The sequence below is a fragment of the Sphingopyxis sp. MC1 genome (assembly GCF_000371385.1).
Classification (GTDB): domain Bacteria; phylum Pseudomonadota; class Alphaproteobacteria; order Sphingomonadales; family Sphingomonadaceae; genus Sphingopyxis; species Sphingopyxis terrae.
Genome location: NZ_AOUN01000002.1, coordinates 406,669 through 424,244, shown reverse-complemented (window position 1 = coordinate 424,244; position 17,576 = coordinate 406,669). Strand labels below are relative to the sequence as shown.

The following is a 17,576-nucleotide window of genomic DNA, read 5'->3' as shown; positions in this document are numbered from 1 at the left end:
ATCAAGGGCATGATCAATGCGAACAACAGCCTCGACCTGATCGGCAACACGCCTATCGTGTTGCTGCGGGGCGCCAGCGAAGCCACGGGCTGCGAAATCTGGGCCAAGTGCGAATATGCCAACCCCGGCGGATCGGTGAAGGATCGCGCCGCGCTCTACATCGTCCGCGATGCCGAAGCGAACGGCCTGCTGCGGCCGGGCGGGACGATCGTGGAGGGTACGGCGGGCAACACCGGTATCGGGCTGGCGCTCGTCGGCAACGCGCTCGGCTACCGGACGATCATTGTCATGCCCGACAATCAGAGTGCCGAGAAGATGGCGACGATCCGCGCGCTTGGTGCCGAGCTGGTGCTGGTGCCGCCGGCGCCCTTTGCCAACCCCGGCCATTTCGTCCACACCTCGCGCCGCATCGCCGAAGAAACCGACAATGCGATCTGGGCCAACCAGTTCGACAATATCGCAAACCGCAAGGCGCATATCTGCGGCACCGCCGAGGAGATCTGGCAGCAGATGGAGGGGCGCGTCGACGGCTTCACCTGCGCGGCGGGGACCGGCGGCACGATCGCGGGAACCGGCCTGGGCCTCAAGGCCAAGGACGAGCGGATCACCATTGCGCTGACCGATCCGCACGGCGCCGGCCTCTATAATTACTACAAGTGCGGCGAGCTGAAACCCGAAGGGTCGAGCGTCGCCGAAGGCATCGGGCAGAACCGCATCACCGGCAATCTGGACGGCGCGCCGATCGACACGCAATTCCGCATTTCGGATGCCGAAGGCTTCGCGGTCTGTCGCAGCCTGCTCGACGACGAGGGGTTGTGCGTCGGCCTGTCGTCGGGGATCAATGTCGCGGGCGCGATGGCGCTCGCGCGCGAACTTGGTCCCGGCAAGCGCATCGTGACGATCCTGTGCGACAGCGGCTTTCGCTATCTGTCGACGCTCTACAATCCCGAATGGCTGGCGAGCAAAGGCCTCGCCGAGGCGGCGGCATGAGCAGCAAGCCCGACATCAAGCCGGCGATCGCGCCGAACCCCGCGGCACCCGCCGATGCGCCGCCGCCGCCGCCACATGATGCGATGCGGCGGCTCCAGATCGGCATTGCCGGGGTGTTGACCGTCCTGCTGCTCGTCGGGATGGCGGGACTGATCGGCGACCGGGCGCGCGAACGCGCCGCCGCCGACCCCGATACGGCGGCAGAGGTCAAGGTGCCGGGCGCCGACCAGAAGCCCGCGAGCGCGCCGCTCGAGGAACTGGGCGTGCAGCCGGTGTCGAAGGAGCAGAATGACGACCCCGCGGCGAAGGTTCCGACCGCGCCCGCGGTCCCCGACCTCGAACCCGATCCCGAACTCGAGCGCGTTCGCCAGTCGAAACAGTGACGTGGCCGCCTCCCGGCGCTCTGCTGCGCGGCGCGCTTGCCGCGGCCGCGGTGCTGGTGCTCTGCTGGTTCGTCGGCGGACAGGCGGCGCTCGGCCGGATCGATCCCGCGCTGCTGCTGCCCCTATGGCCGCTGCCGCTGGCCGGATTGGCGTGGACGGCGCGGCGCGCCTCCGGGACTGAGCGCCGCGCCATCTTCATCGTCGCGATTGCGTTGACGCTAATCGGGCAGGCGCTGCTTGCGGTGTGGCTTGCGGGCGCATTCCCCTGGCTGCAACTCGTGCTGAGCGCGGGTTGTGGGAGCGTGGTGGCAGTCGGTGCGGACCGCATGGTCCAGGCTGCGCGGCCGCGCGGGCTTTTTCGCGCGCCGCTGATTGCCGCCGCGATCCTTGGCTGGTTTGCCGCCGCACACGGCCTGCTGGCGCTTGCCTATCGCGCTCCGGCGCCGCGCGACGTGCCGGTGACGATGATGACAAGCCTGCCATTGCGCTGGTCGGGCGGCGATCTGGCCGCGATGCTTGCTGATGGCGCCCGCGACGACCCTGCGCTCGAACGGATTGCACGCGGCGGGCCGCTGCGGCTCGTCGACAGCCTTGCCGATCACCCGCCCGCGCGCGGCGACACGGTGTTGCTCGCGCATCCCCCCGCGCTTGCGCCGCGCGATCTTGTCGCGATCGATGCCTTTGTGCGCGGCGGCGGGCGCGCGGTTATCCTGGCCGATGCGCTTTCGGGCTGGCCGCCGCGCCACCCGCTCGGCGACCCGCGCAATCCGCCGGTGACGAGTCTGCTCACCCCGCTGCTCGACCATTGGGGCATCACGCTTGCCGCGGCGTCCGATGCCGAGACAAGGCCGATCGCCGTCGACGTCGGCGGCGCGCACCTGCGGCTGTTCAGCGCCGGCCGCTTCACGCAGGCGCCGCCTGCCTGCATGCGGGTCGCGGGCGGTCATCTGCTCCATTGCCGGATCGAGCAGGGCGAAGCGTGGCTGGTCGGCGACGCCGATATGCTGTTCGCCCCGCTGTGGCAGCCGCAACCCCGCTGGGCGGCGCATCTGCGCAGGGCCGACACGATGGAGTGGCTGGACGCGCGCTTGCGCGGAGGCGCCGCGCGCGGCTGGTTGCGCCCGCTCTGGATAGGCGCCGCCGCCGACTGAGGGGTCGCGAGCCCATTACACCCCGAATTTCTGCTTCCCGCGGCTGGCGTTTCGGCGCCGGACCCCGCTTTGCTTGATCGATTGAACGCATTTTTGCCCATTTGGGGCGTAATTACCCTGTTTCACCCTAAAATACCCCTTTTCACCCTAATCGACTCTTGATACTCAGGAATCGGAGAGGGGCAATCTCCACCCGAGTCTTTTGGCGCGAAATCCTGCGATTCTCGCGGACGGGGAAGTTTTGCCCGGAGGCGCGAAACGGGGGGCTTCAGCGATGGCAGTTGTGACGCCCGGCCGGTATTCGGGTACCAACTTCGCCGCGATCGATGGCAAGGGACGCATCGCCGTCCCCTCGCAGTTCCGTAACAATGTGCCCCTCAATGCGGACGGCCAGCGCGTGCTTTGGGTTGGTTTCCATGAAAAGCTGCCTTGCCTGGTCGCCTATGGCCAGGATCAATATGATCGCCTGACCGACGAAATCGAGCGCGACCGCGACACCGCGCTCGCCCGTAACCTCGATTTCGACGAGGACGAGGCGTTCAAGAAGCGGTTCAGCTATACCGAGGCCTATACGCTCGACGACAGCGGGCGCTTCCTTCCCAATTTTACCGCGCGGGACCGCGTCGGCGATGCCGGCGCGACCGCCTTTGTCGGGTCGGGCCGCCGGTTCGAAGTCTGGTGGCTGCCGACGCTCGCCGACTGCGTCGATGCCGATCCGGTGCTCCAGCGATTGGCCAAGGCCTGGGAAGAGACGAAGGGGAAGGGGCGCAAGTGACCGATCTTTCCCCCGACCTGCCTCGGGATCCCCGCCACGATCCGGTCCTCCGCGAAGAAGTCATCGCCGCCCTCGCCATCGCTCCGGGCGAGCGGCATGTCGACGCGACCTTCGGGGCCGGCGGCTACACGCGCGCAATGCTCGCCGCGGGGGCCGAGGTGATCGCGTGCGACCGCGACCCCGACGCGATTGCCGAGGGGCAGGCGCTCGTCGCCGAAGCCGACGGCAAGCTGATGCTGATCCACGGCCGCTTCGGCGAAATCGACCGCCTGCTCGCCGAACGGGGCATCGACGCGGTTGACGGCATCACCTTCGACATCGGCGTTTCGTCGATGCAGCTCGACCGCGATGCGCGCGGCTTCTCGTTCCAGAAGGACGGCCCGCTCGACATGCGCATGGCGCAGGAGGGCGAGACTGCCGCCGAATGGCTCAATCGCGCCGACGAGGCCGAGATCGCCGACGTGCTGTACCATTATGGCGACGAACGTCAGTCGCGCCGCGTCGCGCGGGCAATCGTCGCTGCGCGCCCGCTGTCGCGCACCGGCGAACTGGCGACGGTGATCCGCAAGGCGCTGCGCCATCCGCCGGGCGCGCCCAAGGATCCGGCGACGAAGAGCTTTCAGGCGATCCGCATCCACATCAACGGCGAACTCGACGAACTGATGCAGGGGCTCGCCGCGGCAGAGCGCATCCTGCGCCCCGGCGGCCGGCTTGCGGTGGTCAGCTTCCACAGCACCGAAGACCGGATCGTGAAGAACTTTCTGCGCGAGCGTAGCGGCGGTGACGCCGCCGGCTCGCGCCACCGGCCCGCGCCGATCGGAGCGGCGCGGGCCGCCACCTTTCAGCCGCCGGCGCGCAAGGTGCGCCCCGGCAAGGCCGAAGAGGCGCGCAACCCGCGCGCGCGCTCCGCGACGCTGCGCAGCGCGGTGCGCTCCGCAGCCCCGGCCTGGCCGACCCAATTGACGACGAAGGAGGCAATCTCATGCTGATGGCGGCCCGCAAGCTTCAGGGGATCGGCCTGGTGCTGCTCGTGCTCATCTTCGCGATGATGCTTTATCCGGTCTCGTTGAAGGTCGCCGCGACGCGCAGCGAACTCGCGCGCATCAATCATCAGATCGAGCGCACGCGCGACAATGTCCGCTACCTCGAATCCGAACTCGCGGTGCGCGCCTCGATGCGCCAGCTCGAGCAGTGGAACGCCGACAGCTTCGGATATTCGGCGCCCGACGCCTCGCAATATCTGTCGAGCGAGCGCCAGCTTGCCTCGCTCGATGGTCTGCCGCGCGCTCGCGGCGCCAATGAAGTCGCGCCGGTGCTGATGGCGATGGTCAGCCCCGTCGGAACGCCCGAACCCGCCGCGACGCCGGTCAAGGCCGAGGCGAAGCCCGCGGTCGAAAAGCCCGTCGTGCTGGCGCAGGCGGAAACGCCGGTGCGCAGCGACAGCGCGCCGCGCCTGGCGCCGACGCGTCGCCGCGAACAGCTCAAGATGATCGAGGATCAGCTCCTCGCCGAATCGACGCTCGCCGACCTCAAGCGTGCCGCGGCGCGTGAAGCGAAGGAGGGCAAATCGGGCCAATGAACACGCTGGTCGTCCGTCCGACCCGGGTTCGAACCGCAGGGGTGCGGCAGCAGATATTGCTGACCGCGCAACAGCGGCTGATGATGCTCATGCTGCTGTTCATGGCGGCATTTTTCCTCGTTTCGGTGCGGCTGCTCTATTTTGCGCTGTTCGACAGCGATGCCGGCCGCGGCAGCAGCAGCACGGCCTTCGTGCCCGCGCGCGCCGATATCGTCGATCGCAATGGCGTGCCGCTCGCTCGGACGATCGACGGCTATTCGATCCGGGTAATGCCGTCGAAACTGCTCAACGACCGCCAGTATCTTGCCGACGAGCTGCACAAGATATTTCCCGACATGACGCGCGAGGAACTGCTCGCCAAGCTGACGGGGCCGCGCCCGACCTACATCCGGCGCCGCGCGCTGCCCGATCAGGTGGCGGCGGTGAATGCGATCGGCGATGTCGGGTTCGACTATCCGCGCGAAAAGGAGCGCCTCTATCCGCAGATGTCGCTCGCGGCGCATGTGCTGGGCTTTACCAACGCCGAAGGCCATGGCGTCACTGGCGTCGAGGGCGCGTTCGACCAGCGGCTGATCGACAAGGCGACGCGCGGCGACCCGCTGACGCTGTCGATCGACGCGCGGGTGCAGGGCGTGCTCGAAAGCGAATTGTCGAACGCAGTCACCAATCTGGAGGCGATTGGCGGCGCGGGCATCATCCTGGACGTCCACACGGGCGAAGTGATGGCGATGACGTCGCTGCCCACCTATAATCCCAACAAGCTGGCGGGCAGCGATCCGACGACGCGGCGCAACGCCGTGACCTATAATCTCTACGAGCTTGGATCGGTCGTCAAACCGCTCTCGATCGGCGCCGCGATCGACAATGGCGTCGTGACGAGCATGGCGAAGCGCTACGATGCGACGCAGCCGCTGGCGATCGCCGGTTTCCGCATCCGCGATTCGCACATGATGAACCGCTGGCTCAACGTCCCCGAAACGCTCATCCACAGCTCGAACATCGTCACCGCGCAGATTGCTGACCAGCTCGGCAAGGAAAAGATGGAGGCGATGTTCCGCAGCCTCGAATTCAACAAGCGCCCCGAAATCGAACTCAAGGAGCGTGCCTTTCCGCTGTGGCCTCGCGAATGGGGCCGGCTGTCGACGATGACGACCAGCTATGGCCACGGCATTGCAGTCACCCCGCTGCACCTTGCCAGCGCCTATGCCGCGCTGGTCAACGGCGGCATCTGGCGTCCGGCGACGATCCTGAAGCTGGGTGACAAGGCGCCGCCGCAGGGGCGCCGCGTGTTCAAGGCGTCGACGAGCGCGCGGATGCGCCAGCTCCTGCGCCTGATCGTGTCCGACGGCACGGGCCGCCAGGCCGACGCTCCGGGCTTTCGCGTCGGCGGCAAGACCGGCAGCGCCGAAAAGCCGGGCGCCGGCGGCTATCGTCGCCATTCGCTCGTATCGACCTTCTCCGCCGTCTTCCCGATGGACAATCCGCGTTACGTGGTGCTGGTGATGATCGACGAGCCCAAGGGCAACGCCTTCAGCTCGGGGCAGCGCACCGCGGGCTACACCGCCGCGCCGGTGGTCAAGAAGGTGGTGATGCGCGCGGGACCGATGCTCGGCGTCTTCCCCGACGAAAGCCGGGACGTCGACGTGTCGGAACTGACGCCGCTGCTGTGGAAGAACGGGGAAAGCGAATAATGCGGCTCGCGGCGCTGACCGGCGGCGACTATGTCGATGGGGAGGGGCCGGTAGTGACCGGGCTTGCCATCGATCATCGCAAGGTCGCGCCGGGCAATGTCTTCGGCGCCTTCGTCGGCGAAAAATTCAACGGCGAGGACTTCATTGCCGCCGCGGTGGCGGCGGGCGCCGTCGCCATCGTCGCGCGGCCCGAAGCCGTGGTCGAGGGCGCGGTGCATATCGCCGATGCCAGTCCGCGGCGTGCCTTCGCGCGGCTTGCGGCGCGCTTCTTTCACCGCTTTCCAGCGACCTGCGTCGCGGTCACTGGCACCAATGGCAAGACGTCGACGGTCGAGATGACGCGCCAGCTCTGGCGAATGGCGGGCTTTCACGCAGCATCGATCGGAACGCTCGGCGTGACCACCGGCGCCGACCGGGTCGTTACCGGACTGACGACGCCCGACATCGTGACCTTTCTGTCGAACATGGCGGGACTGGCGGCCGAAGGCGTAACCCATGCGGCCTTCGAGGCGTCGAGCCACGGGCTCGACCAATATCGCACCGAAGGCCTGCCCGTGAAGGCAGCGGCCTTTACCAACCTCAGCCACGATCACCTCGACTATCATGGCACGATGGATGCCTATCTGGCCGCCAAGTTGCGGCTGTTCACCGAGGTTGTCGAACCCGGCGGAGCCGCGGTGGTCTGGGCCGACGATGCCCATTCGCCCAAAGTGGTGGAGGCGGCGCGCGCGAGCGGACTGCGTCTGCTTACCGTGGGAACGAAGGGTGAGGAACTGCGCCTTGTCGGGCGGACGCCGACGCAGCTCGGGCAGACGCTGACCGTTGCGGCGGGCGCCCTGACGCAGAAAATCGACCTGCCGCTGATCGGCGCCTATCAGGCCGCCAACGCATTGGTCGCGGCCGGGCTGGTCATCGCGACCGGCGGAGATGTTGCGCAGACGCTCGCCAATCTGGCGCGGCTTCAGCCGGTGCGCGGACGGCTCGAGCGTGCGGCGATCACGCGCGCAGGCGCCCCCGTCTATGTCGATTATGCCCACACCCCCGACGGGCTGGAGGCGGCACTCGATGCGCTGCGGCCACACGCCACGGGGCGGTTGATCCTGGTGTTCGGTGCGGGCGGCGACCGCGATCGGGCTAAGCGCCCGGAAATGGGCCGGATCGCCGCGGCCAAGGCCGATATTGCGATCATCACCGACGACAATCCGCGCGGCGAAGATCCCGCGTCGATCCGCGCCGCCATCGCCGAAGGCGCGCCGGGCGCCCAGGTGATCGGCGACCGCCGCGCCGCGATTGCTGCTGCGATCGAGATGGCGCGCGCCGACGACATTATCTGCGTCGCAGGCAAGGGGCACGAACAAGGGCAGATTGTCGGACGCGGTGACGCGCTGCGCGTCATCCCCTTCGACGATGTGAGCGTCGCGCGCGAGGTGGCGGCATGACCCCGCTGTGGACCGCGCGCGCGATCGCGGCGGCGTGCGGCGGCACCGCCAGCACCGATTTCACGGTGCAGGGCGTTGCCTTTGATTCGCGCGAAGTCACGAAGGGCGAACTGTTCATCGCGATGAAGGGCGAGGCGACCGACGGCCATAAGTTCATCGACAAGGCGATCGCCGCCGGCGCGGCGGGTATCATCTGCGAAAGCGATATCGACTTTCCGCACATCCGCGTCGCCGACAGCGCCGCCGCGTTAAACGCGCTCGGCACCGCGTCGCGCGCGCGCAGCCACGGGCGGATCATCGGCGTCACCGGCTCGGCGGGCAAGACGGGGACCAAGGAGGCGCTGTTCGCGGCGCTCGACCGCTTTCGCCCCGGCAAGGCGCACCGTTCGGTCAAAAGCTACAACAATCATGTCGGCGTCCCCTTGAGCCTGGCGCGCATGCCCTCGACCGCCGATTTCGGCATCTTCGAAATGGGGATGAACCATGCGGGCGAGCTGGCGGCGCTGACACGGATGGTGCGCCCCCATGTCGCCATCGTGACCACCATCGCGCCCGCGCACATGGAATTTTTCGGCAGCGAGGAAGCCATCGCCGACGCGAAGGGCGAGATATTCGAAGGGCTGGAACCCGGCGGCACTGCAATCGTCCCCTTCGACAGCCCGCATTACGCGCGGCTGCGCGCCAAGGCCGAACAGCATGCGGCGCATGTCGTCAGCTTCGGGCTGGGCGAAGGCGCAGACGTGCGCGCGGTCGACTGGCTGCCCGACGGGCAGGGCGGATCGCTTGTGACGGCGCAGGTGCAGGACGCGCTGCTCTGCTTTACCATCGCGCAGGGCGGCGCGCATTGGGTCGCCAATGCGATGGCAGTGCTGGCGGCGGTCAAGGCAGTCGGCGGTGACCTGCCCGCCGCGGGCCTGGCCTTCGCCGAGATGGGCGGCCTTGCGGGTCGCGGCGCGCGCACCCGCGTCGAGGTGCCGGGCGGTTCGATCCTCGTCATCGACGAAAGCTATAACGCCAATCCCGCATCGATGGCCGCGACCATCGGCCAGCTCGGCAGCGAATCCGGTGCGCGCAGGGTCGCGATTCTGGGCGCGATGAAGGAGCTTGGCGATGGCGGCGAGGCCTATCATGCCGGTCTGGCCGCTCCGCTCGTCGCAGCAGGTGTGCAGTTCGCCCTGCTTGTCGGCGAAGAGATGGCGCCGCTCGCCAAAGCGCTTGAGGGGCGGATCGATTTCGAGCATGTGGCCGACCACTCGGCCGCGGTAGGGCGGCTGGGGGCCTTGATCCGGCCCGGCGATACGGTGCTGGTCAAGGGGTCGAACAGCGTGGGACTGTCGCATGTCGTGACCGCGCTGACCAATGGGGATTATTGATGCTATATTGGCTGGCGGAATGGCTTGGCTTTCCGGGGGTTCTGAACCTCATCCGCTATCTGAGCTTCCGCTCGGGCGCCGCGGTTGCGACGGCGCTGATCATCGGTCTGTGGATCGGGCCGCGCTTCATCCTCATGCTGCGGATGCGGCAGGGGAAGGGGCAGCCGATCCGCGAGGACGGACCGCAGAGCCACCTTGCGAAAAAGGGCACGCCGACGATGGGCGGGCTGATGATCCTGATCTCTTTGATGATTTCGGCGCTGCTGTGGATGGATTTGTCCAACCGCTTCGTCTGGGCCTGCATCTTCGTCACCGGCGGGTTCGCGCTGGTCGGCTTTCTCGACGATCTCGACAAGGTGACCAAGTCGAGCCATCGCGGCATTCCGGGGCGCGTGCGCCTGCTCGTCGAATTCGTGATCGCGGGCATCGCGGTGCTGCTGATCGTATCGCGGACCGGCACCGACCTTTATCTGCCCTTTTTCAGCGAAGTCTATATTCCCTTGGGGCCGCTCTATTATGTCTTCGCGATGGTGCTGATCGTCGGTTTCGGCAATGCGGTGAACCTCACCGACGGGCTCGACGGGCTCGCGACCTTTCCGGTGATGATCGCCAGCCTTGCTTTCCTCGTCATCGTCTATCTGTCGGGTAACGTGAAATTCGCGGGCTATCTGGGCATTCCCCATGTGCCGGGGGCAGGTGAGCTTGCAATCTTCGCCGCCGCGATCATCGGGGCCTGCCTTGCCTTTCTGTGGTTCAATGCGCCGCCCGCAGCGGTGTTCATGGGCGATACGGGCAGCCTCGCGCTCGGCGGCGCGCTAGCGACGATTGCGGTGACGGCGCAGCACGAACTGGTGCTGGTACTGGTCGGCGGGCTGTTCGTCGTCGAGGCTTTGTCGGTGATCATCCAGGTCTTCTGGTACAAGCGGACCGGCAAACGCATCTTCCGCATGGCGCCGATCCACCATCATTTCGAACAATTGGGCTGGCCCGAATCCACCGTCGTCGTCCGTTTCTGGATCGTCTCGATCGTCCTCGCGCTCGCGGGACTCGCGACGCTCAAGCTGCGGTGATCACCGCGCGCGCCTTTGCCGGTCGCCGCTATGCGGTGCTGGGACTGGCGCGCTCGGGGCTGGCGACCTGCGAGGCGCTGATCGCCAGCGGCGCGGGGGTGACCGCGTGGGACGAGCGCGAAGCAGCGCGCGATGCCGCGATGGCGCTCGGCGCCGACATCGGCAATCCGTTGGAGATCGACCTTGTCGGCTTTGCCGGGGTCGTCGTGTCGCCGGGCGTGCCGCTCAACCGCCATCCCATCGCCGACCATGCCCGCGCGGCCGGTGTGCCGATCCTCGGCGATATCGAATTGTTTGCCGAAGCCGCGGCCGATCTGCCGCCGCACCGCATCGTCGGCATCACCGGCACCAACGGCAAATCGACGGTGACCGCGCTTGTCACCCATATGCTGGAAAGCGCGGGCGTTCCGGCGCTGATGGGCGGCAACATCGGGTTGCCGATCCTGGCGCGCGATCCGCTCCCCGAAAACGGCGTCTATGTGCTCGAACTGTCGAGCTATCAGATCGACCTGGCGCACAGCCTGGCGTGCGATGTCGCCGTGCTGACCAACATCAGCCCCGATCACCTCGACCGTTATGACGGTTTCGCCGGCTATGCCGCGTCGAAGGAGCGACTGTTCGCGCTCCAGCAGCGCGATCAGGTCGCGATCGTCGCCGTCGACGACGATCCGTCGCGGATGATCGCGGGGCGCATCAACCACCGGCTCCACCGCGTCTCGGCGAAGGACATCGATCCCGCCGATCAGGCGCGCTGGCCCGCGCTGCAGGGACCGCACAATGCGCAGAATGCGGTGTGTGCGATCGCGGTATGCCGCGTGCTGGGGCTGAACGACGAACAGATCGAGCGCGGCCTCGCGAGTTATCGCGCGCTGCCGCACCGCATGGAATTGGTCGGCGAAGTCGCTGGCGTCCGCTGGTTCAACGACAGCAAGGCGACCAACGCGGCTTCCGCTGCACCGGCGCTGGCGGCCTTCCCGCCGGCGCCGGACCAGCGCGTCCACTGGATTGCCGGGGGGCAGGCCAAGGGCGACGGGCTGACCGCCTGTCGCCCTTGGTTCGGCCACGTCAAGCGCGCCTATCTGATCGGCGAGGCGATGGAGCCTTTCGCGGCCGAGATCGGCGACGCGCTGCCCGTCGAAAGATCGGGTGATCTGGCCGCTGCGGTCGCCGCCGCCGCTACTGCTGCGGCGCCCGGCGACATCGTGTTGCTGTCGCCGGCCTGCGCTTCGTTCGATCAGTTCACGGATTATGAACGGCGCGGCGATCGCTTCCGCGAACTGGTGCAGGCGTTGGGGGATGGATGACGATATGAACGGGGGGGCGGACAATATGGATGCGACCACGGAACGGCCCGTCATCGCGACGACCCGGACGACGAAGCGCCGCGGCCCGCGCCTCAGCCGCGCCGACCGCACGCCGCTGGGCCTGTGGTTCTGGGAAATCGACCGCGTATTGCTGTTGCTTGTGTCGATGCTGATCGCCATCGGCCTCGTCGCCGTGGCGGCGGCGTCGCCGGTCGCCGCGCAGAAGCTGTCGACCGCGACCGCCAGCCTCGACCCGCTCTATTATTTCTATCGCCAGCTCATGTGGGTCATGGTCGGCGTGCCGGTCATGCTCGCGGTATCGATGCTGCCCAAACCGCAGGCGCGGCGCTTTGCCATCTATGGCACGATTACCTTCGTCTTCCTGTTGTTCATGGTGCCGCTGATCGGCACGACGGTGAACGGCGCACAGCGCTGGATCGGCAGCGGCATCTTCCGCCTCCAGCCGTCGGAATTTCTCAAGCCCTTCTTCGCGGTGTCGCTGGCGTGGATATTGTCGCTGCGGCTGCACGATCAGAATCTGCCGGTCGTGCCGCTGTCCTTCGTCTTTACCGGGATCATCGCGATCCTGCTGATGAGCCAGCCCGATCTGGGGCAAACGATCATCTTCGCGGGGACATGGTTCGTTCTCGTCATGGTCGCCGGCCTGTCGATGCGGATCATGGCGGGGCTCGCGGGCACGGGACTCGCGGGGCTGGTCCTTGCCTATTTCTTCTACCCGGTGGCGCAGCAGCGCATCAACATCTGGCTGTTCGCCGAGGGCGACAGCTTTCAGGTCGACAAGGCCCATGCGACGCTGACCGCCGGCGGGCTGATCGGCACCGGGCCGGGCGCGGGACTTGCCAAGTTCCAGCTTCCCGAGGCGCACACCGACTATATCTTCTCGGTCATCGGCGAAGAATTCGGGATCATCGCCTGCATCGCCATCGCCGTCCTTTATCTGGCGATCATCGTCCGCGTTCTGGTGCGGCTGCTCGACGAAGAGGACAGCTTCCTCATTCTCGCGGTCGCGGGTCTGATCGCGCAGTTCGGCGGGCAGGCGACGATCAACATGGCGGTGAATACCCAGCTCTTTCCGTCGAAGGGGATGACCTTGCCTTTCATCAGCTATGGCGGTTCGTCGTTCATCGCCTTGTCGATCGGCATGGGTTTGCTCTTGTCGCTGACCCGGCGAAACCCCTATGCGGCGCGGGTATCGATGACCCGCAACTGGAACAGGAAATGACGGCCCGGCCATGACCGCGACGCGCCACTATCTACTCGCCGCCGGAGGCACCGGCGGCCATATGCTGCCCGCTTATGCGCTGGCGGGTGAACTGATCGCGCGCGGGCACCGCGTCGCGCTGGTCAGCGACGACCGCGGCCTCAGGATTCCGGGCGCGCCGGCCGAGCTGGAAACGCATGTTCTGCCTGCCGGGCGCGTTCAGGGCGGTCCCGTCGGCTGGGTGAAGGCGGCGCTGGCGATCCGCAAGGGGCGCGCGATGGCGATCGACCTGATCCGCGATTTCGACCCGGCGGTGGTCGTCGGCTTCGGCGGCTATCCGTCGTTGCCCAGCCTGCTCGCGGCGCGCGCGACCAAGACGCCCAGCGTCATCCACGAACAAAATGCCGTGCTGGGCCGCACCAACCGGCTGATGGCGGGACGGGTCGATGCGATTGCGGTCGCCTACCATCATATCCGCCGTTTCCCGTCCGCCTGTGCCGACAAGCGCCACCTGATCGGCAATCCGGTGCGCGAGGAAATTATCGCGATCCGCGAGGACGGCTATCCGCCGCTGCCCGAGGACGGCATCGTTCGCGTGCTCGTTGTCGGCGGCAGCCTGGGTGCGACGGTGCTGAGCGACGTCGTTCCCGCCGCCGTCGCCATGCTGCCGCGCGCGCTGCTCGACCGGTTGCAGGTCGTCCAGCAGTGCCGCGAGGCCGACATCGAAACGGTGCGCGCCAAATATGCCGCGCTCGGGGTCGCGGCCGAGTGCGCTCCCTATATCACCGACTTTCCCGAGCGGCTGCGCTGGGCGCATCTCGTCATCGCGCGGGCGGGGGCGTCGACCGTCGCCGAACTGGCCTGTGCGGGCAGGCCGGCGGTTTTCGTGCCCTATCCGCACGCGATGGACGATCACCAGACCTATAATGTCGGCGATCTCGTCGCGGCGGGTGGCGCGATCTCGATCCAGCAGAGCGATTTCAATCCCGCTGCGCTCGCCAAGCATATCCAGCGCATGGCGCTCGAACCCGGCGCGCTCGAAGAGGCTGCCGACCGGGCGGCGAACTGCGGCCTGCCCGATGCGACCCGCGACCTTGCCGACCTTGTCGAAAGCTTTGCCGCGCCGCCGATGATGGACGTCATCCGCGTCGGTGCCAGCACGCAGCGCGCCGCTTCGGGTGTCGCCGCCGCGCGGCGGGAGGCGAACTGATGCGCGGCGTCGCGACCGATATAGGTATCATCCACTTCATCGGCATCGGCGGCATCGGCATGTCGGGCATCGCAGAGGTGATGCACAACCTCGGCTATCAGGTGCAGGGCAGCGACATCGCTGACAGCTATGTTGTCGAGGGCCTGCGCAAACGCGGCATCAAAGTCGCGATCGGGCACGAAGCCGCGAACGTCGATGGCGTCGCCGTGGTTGTGACCTCGACTGCGGTGAAGCGCGGCAACCCCGAGGTCGAGGCCGCGCTCGCGCACCGCATCCCGATCGTCCGCCGCGCCGAAATGCTCGCCGAGCTGATGCGCCTCAAATCCACCGTCGCGATCGCGGGGACGCACGGCAAGACGACGACGACCAGCCTGGTCGCCGCCTTGCTCGATGCGGGCGGGATCGACCCGACCGTCATCAACGGCGGCATCATCAACAATTACGGCTCGAACGCACGGCTCGGCGCGTCGGACTGGATGGTGGTCGAGGCCGACGAGAGCGATGGCAGCTTCCTGCGCCTCGACGGGACGATCGCGGTCGTCACCAACATCGATCCCGAACATCTCGATCACTACGGCAGTTTCGACGCGATCAAGGACGCCTTCGTCGAGTTTATCGAGAATGTGCCCTTCTATGGTGCCGCGATGCTCTGCCTCGACCATCCCGAGGTGCAGGCGATCATCCCGCGCATCCGCGACCGCCGCATCGTCACCTATGGCTTTTCGGCGCAGGCCGATGTGCGCGGCACCAATGTGACACCGGGGCCCGACGGCAATCGCTTCGACGTCGTCGTGCGCGACCGCGACGGCAATAGCCGGACGATCGAGGGCATTCATTTGCCGATGTCGGGTCGCCACAATGTCCAGAATGCGCTCGCCGCGATTGCGGTCGCGCTGCATATGGGCGTCAGCGACGACAAGATCGCGTCGGGCTTCAACGGCTTCGCCGGGGTCAAGCGCCGCTTCACCAAGGTCGGCGAGATTGCGGCCGAAGGTGGAGTCGTAACGGTGATCGACGATTACGCTCATCACCCGGTCGAGATCCGCGCCGTTCTCTCTGCCGCGCGCGAAGGGGCGGGGGCGGGGCGCGTCGTCGCGGTCGTCCAGCCGCATCGTTTTACCCGCCTGCGCGACCATATGGACGATTTCCAGCAGGCCTTTAACGACGCCGACATGGTGCTCGCACTGCCCGTTTATGCAGCGGGCGAAAGCCCGATCGAGGGCGTGTCGTCGGATGCGCTGGCGCAGGGGCTGCGCGACCGCGGCCATCGCCATGCGTCGACCGTTGCCGACGCCGGCACGCTCGCTGCAACGATCGCCGACGCGATCCGCACCGGAACGCTCGGCGCGGGCGACATGATCATCTGCCTCGGCGCAGGCGACATCACCAAGATGGCGGCGGGGCTGGCGAGCGCGGTGGAGGCGGTATGAGCACCGCCGATACGCTTCCGGCGGTCCGCGGCAAGCTAACCGCAAAGGCGCCGCTGGCGCCGCTCGTCTGGTTCAAGTCAGGCGGTCCTGCCGACTGGCTGTTCGAGCCGAAGGACGCGGATGATCTTGCCGGTTTCCTGCGCGACCTCGATCCCGCGATTCCGGTGATGGCACTCGGCCTTGGCTCGAACCTCATCGTTCGCGACGGCGGCTTTCCGGGCGTCGTCGTCCGGCTCGGCAAGGCCTTTGCTAAGGTCGAAGCTGTCGACGCGACCAGCTTGCGCTGCGGAGGCGGTGCCTCGGGCATCCTCGTCTCGTCGACCGCGCGCGACGCAGGGATCGCGGGGATGGAGTTCCTGCGGTCGATCCCCGGCACCGTTGGCGGCTTCGTGCGGATGAACGGCGGCGCTTATGGCAGCGAGGTCAAGGACATATTGGTCGAAGCCGACATCGTCTTGCGCTCGGGCGAGCGCCGGACCTTGCCGCTTGCCGATCTCGGCTACACCTATCGCCACAGCGAATTGCCCGAGGGCGCTGTCGTGATCGGAGCGACCTTTCGCGGGCGTCCGGGTGAACCCGAAGCCATCCAGGCCGAAATGGACCGTATCTCGGCGAGCCGCGAGGCGTCGCAGCCGCTGCGTTCGAAGACCGGCGGATCGACCTTCAAGAACCCCGACGGTCACAAGGCGTGGCAGCTTGTCGATGAGGCCGGTTGCCGCGGTTTCGCCATCGGCGGCGCGCAGGTGAGCGAGAAGCATACCAATTTCCTGATCAACACCGGTGCGGCGACGAGCGCCGATATCGAAGCGCTCGGCGAGGAAGTCCGCCGCCGGGTGAAGGCGAAGAGCGGCGTGGAACTGCAATGGGAGATACAACGCGTGGGAGTGGCGAAGTGAGGGCGCCTCACCTCTCCTCGTTCGTGCTGAGCTTGTCGAAGCACCGTTCTTCTTTTTGGACGTCGAAAGACAAGAACGGTCCTTCGACAAGCTCAGGACAAACGGTTTTGAATATTGGAGTTAAAGCATGACCCGCGGCCCCTGGCATGTCGCTGTCCTGATGGGCGGCTGGTCCGCCGAACGCGAAGTGTCGCTGATGAGCGGCAAGGGCGTTGCCGACGCGCTGGAAAGCCGCGGGCACAGGGTCACGCGCATCGACATGGACCGCGAAGTCGCTTTGCGGCTTGCCGAAGCGCGGCCCGATGTCGTCTTCAACGCCCTCCACGGCGTTCCGGGCGAAGACGGCACCGTGCAGGGCATGCTCGACCTGATGGGCCTCAAATACACCCACAGCGGGCTCGTCACGTCGGTTATCGCGATCGACAAGGAATTGACGAAACAGGCGCTGGTGCCGCATGGTATTCCCATGCCGACGGGGACGATGGTCGACAGCGAAAATCTGTTTTCAGCCGATCCCCTGCCGCGCCCCTATGTCCTGAAACCCGTCAACGAAGGGTCGTCGGTCGGCGTCGCGATCGTCAAGGACGACAGCAACTACGGCAACCCGATTGCGCGCGAAGCGGTGGGGCCGTGGCAGGAGTTCGACCGGCTGCTCGCCGAGCCCTTCATCAAGGGGCGCGAACTGACGGTCGCGGTACTCGGCGATGAGGCGCTCGGTGTCACCGAACTGCGCGTGAAGTCGGGATTCTACGACTATGACGCCAAATATACTGACGGTCTGACCGAACATGTCTGTCCTGCCGATGTCCCCGCCGACGTTGCGCAGCGGATGAAGCATCTGGCGGTCGAGGCGCATCGCCTGCTCGGCTGCAAGGGCGCGTCGCGTTCCGATTTTCGCTGGGACGACGAGCATGGGCTTGCGGGTATTTTCCTGCTCGAGGTCAATACGCAGCCGGGGATGACACCGCTCAGCCTCGTGCCGGAACAGGCGCGCGCCATCGGCATGGACTATGCCGAACTCGTCGAACGCATCGTGGGGGAAGCATTGGCATGAGCAGCGGAG

At 66.9% G+C, this 17,576-nt stretch carries 16 protein-coding genes; all 16 read left to right on the top strand.

Annotation, left to right across the window (positions count from 1 at the left end; translation table 11 throughout):
* Window positions 1-9: 9 nt before the first annotated feature.
* The 16 genes from EBMC1_RS02555 (at window position 10) to EBMC1_RS02480 (ending at window position 17,567) form a co-directional block, all read left to right on the top strand.
* Window positions 10-990, top strand: coding sequence for a cysteine synthase A (locus EBMC1_RS02555; protein WP_003040065.1), 981 nt, complete (start codon window positions 10-12; stop codon window positions 988-990).
* Window positions 987-1,373 (top strand): hypothetical protein, encoded by a 387-nt coding sequence (locus EBMC1_RS02550; RefSeq protein ID WP_003040061.1) that lies wholly within the window; start codon window positions 987-989, stop codon window positions 1,371-1,373. The genes EBMC1_RS02555 and EBMC1_RS02550 overlap by 4 nt, the downstream gene beginning before the upstream one ends.
* Complete coding sequence (locus tag EBMC1_RS02545; RefSeq protein WP_003040059.1) at window positions 1,370-2,524, top strand: Gldg family protein; 1,155 nt, start codon at window positions 1,370-1,372, stop codon at window positions 2,522-2,524. Before EBMC1_RS02550 ends, EBMC1_RS02545 begins: the two co-directional genes overlap by 4 nt.
* Window positions 2,525-2,798: 274 nt before the next feature.
* Entirely contained in the window at window positions 2,799-3,299 is a 501-nt protein-coding gene (locus EBMC1_RS02540; RefSeq protein ID WP_003040056.1) for a division/cell wall cluster transcriptional repressor MraZ, read from the top strand.
* The gene (gene rsmH / locus EBMC1_RS02535; RefSeq protein ID WP_003040053.1) at window positions 3,296-4,288 is read left to right on the top strand and encodes a 16S rRNA (cytosine(1402)-N(4))-methyltransferase RsmH; all 993 of its coding nucleotides are present in this window, start codon (window positions 3,296-3,298) and stop codon (window positions 4,286-4,288) included. The genes EBMC1_RS02540 and rsmH overlap by 4 nt, the downstream gene beginning before the upstream one ends.
* Window positions 4,282-4,878: a hypothetical protein gene (locus EBMC1_RS02530; protein WP_003040051.1), complete on the top strand. Its 597-nt coding sequence runs from the start codon at window positions 4,282-4,284 to the stop codon at window positions 4,876-4,878. The genes rsmH and EBMC1_RS02530 overlap by 7 nt, the downstream gene beginning before the upstream one ends.
* Window positions 4,875-6,569 carry a peptidoglycan D,D-transpeptidase FtsI family protein gene (locus EBMC1_RS02525; RefSeq protein WP_003040048.1) on the top strand — a complete coding sequence of 565 codons (1,695 nt, stop codon included), beginning with the start codon at window positions 4,875-4,877 and terminating at the stop codon, window positions 6,567-6,569. The genes EBMC1_RS02530 and EBMC1_RS02525 overlap by 4 nt, the downstream gene beginning before the upstream one ends.
* Window positions 6,569-8,008: a UDP-N-acetylmuramoyl-L-alanyl-D-glutamate--2,6-diaminopimelate ligase gene (locus EBMC1_RS02520; RefSeq protein WP_003040045.1), complete on the top strand. Its 1,440-nt coding sequence runs from the start codon at window positions 6,569-6,571 to the stop codon at window positions 8,006-8,008. The genes EBMC1_RS02525 and EBMC1_RS02520 overlap by 1 nt, the downstream gene beginning before the upstream one ends.
* A complete protein-coding gene (locus tag EBMC1_RS02515) occupies window positions 8,005-9,381 on the top strand; it encodes a UDP-N-acetylmuramoyl-tripeptide--D-alanyl-D-alanine ligase (protein WP_003040042.1) in 1,377 nt (458 codons plus the stop codon). The genes EBMC1_RS02520 and EBMC1_RS02515 overlap by 4 nt, the downstream gene beginning before the upstream one ends.
* Window positions 9,381-10,451 carry a phospho-N-acetylmuramoyl-pentapeptide-transferase gene (gene mraY / locus EBMC1_RS02510; protein ID WP_003040039.1) on the top strand — a complete coding sequence of 357 codons (1,071 nt, stop codon included), beginning with the start codon at window positions 9,381-9,383 and terminating at the stop codon, window positions 10,449-10,451. The genes EBMC1_RS02515 and mraY overlap by 1 nt, the downstream gene beginning before the upstream one ends.
* Window positions 10,448-11,755 carry a UDP-N-acetylmuramoyl-L-alanine--D-glutamate ligase gene (gene murD / locus EBMC1_RS02505; RefSeq protein ID WP_003040037.1) on the top strand — a complete coding sequence of 436 codons (1,308 nt, stop codon included), beginning with the start codon at window positions 10,448-10,450 and terminating at the stop codon, window positions 11,753-11,755. Before mraY ends, murD begins: the two co-directional genes overlap by 4 nt.
* On the top strand, window positions 11,748-12,998 hold the full coding sequence (locus tag EBMC1_RS02500) for an FtsW/RodA/SpoVE family cell cycle protein (RefSeq protein WP_003040034.1): 1,251 nt from the start codon (window positions 11,748-11,750) through the stop codon (window positions 12,996-12,998). The genes murD and EBMC1_RS02500 overlap by 8 nt, the downstream gene beginning before the upstream one ends.
* 10 nt (window positions 12,999-13,008) lie before the next feature.
* Window positions 13,009-14,187, top strand: a complete 1,179-nt coding sequence (murG, locus tag EBMC1_RS02495) for an undecaprenyldiphospho-muramoylpentapeptide beta-N-acetylglucosaminyltransferase (RefSeq protein ID WP_003040031.1) — start codon at window positions 13,009-13,011, stop codon at window positions 14,185-14,187.
* On the top strand, window positions 14,187-15,617 hold the full coding sequence (murC, locus tag EBMC1_RS02490) for a UDP-N-acetylmuramate--L-alanine ligase (protein WP_003040029.1): 1,431 nt from the start codon (window positions 14,187-14,189) through the stop codon (window positions 15,615-15,617). The genes murG and murC overlap by 1 nt, the downstream gene beginning before the upstream one ends.
* Window positions 15,614-16,513, top strand: coding sequence for a UDP-N-acetylmuramate dehydrogenase (gene murB / locus EBMC1_RS02485; protein WP_003040027.1), 900 nt, complete (start codon window positions 15,614-15,616; stop codon window positions 16,511-16,513). The genes murC and murB overlap by 4 nt, the downstream gene beginning before the upstream one ends.
* A 127-nt stretch (window positions 16,514-16,640) precedes the next feature.
* Entirely contained in the window at window positions 16,641-17,567 is a 927-nt protein-coding gene (locus EBMC1_RS02480; RefSeq protein WP_003040023.1) for a D-alanine--D-alanine ligase, read from the top strand.
* The last annotated feature ends 9 nt before the right edge of the window (window positions 17,568-17,576 follow it).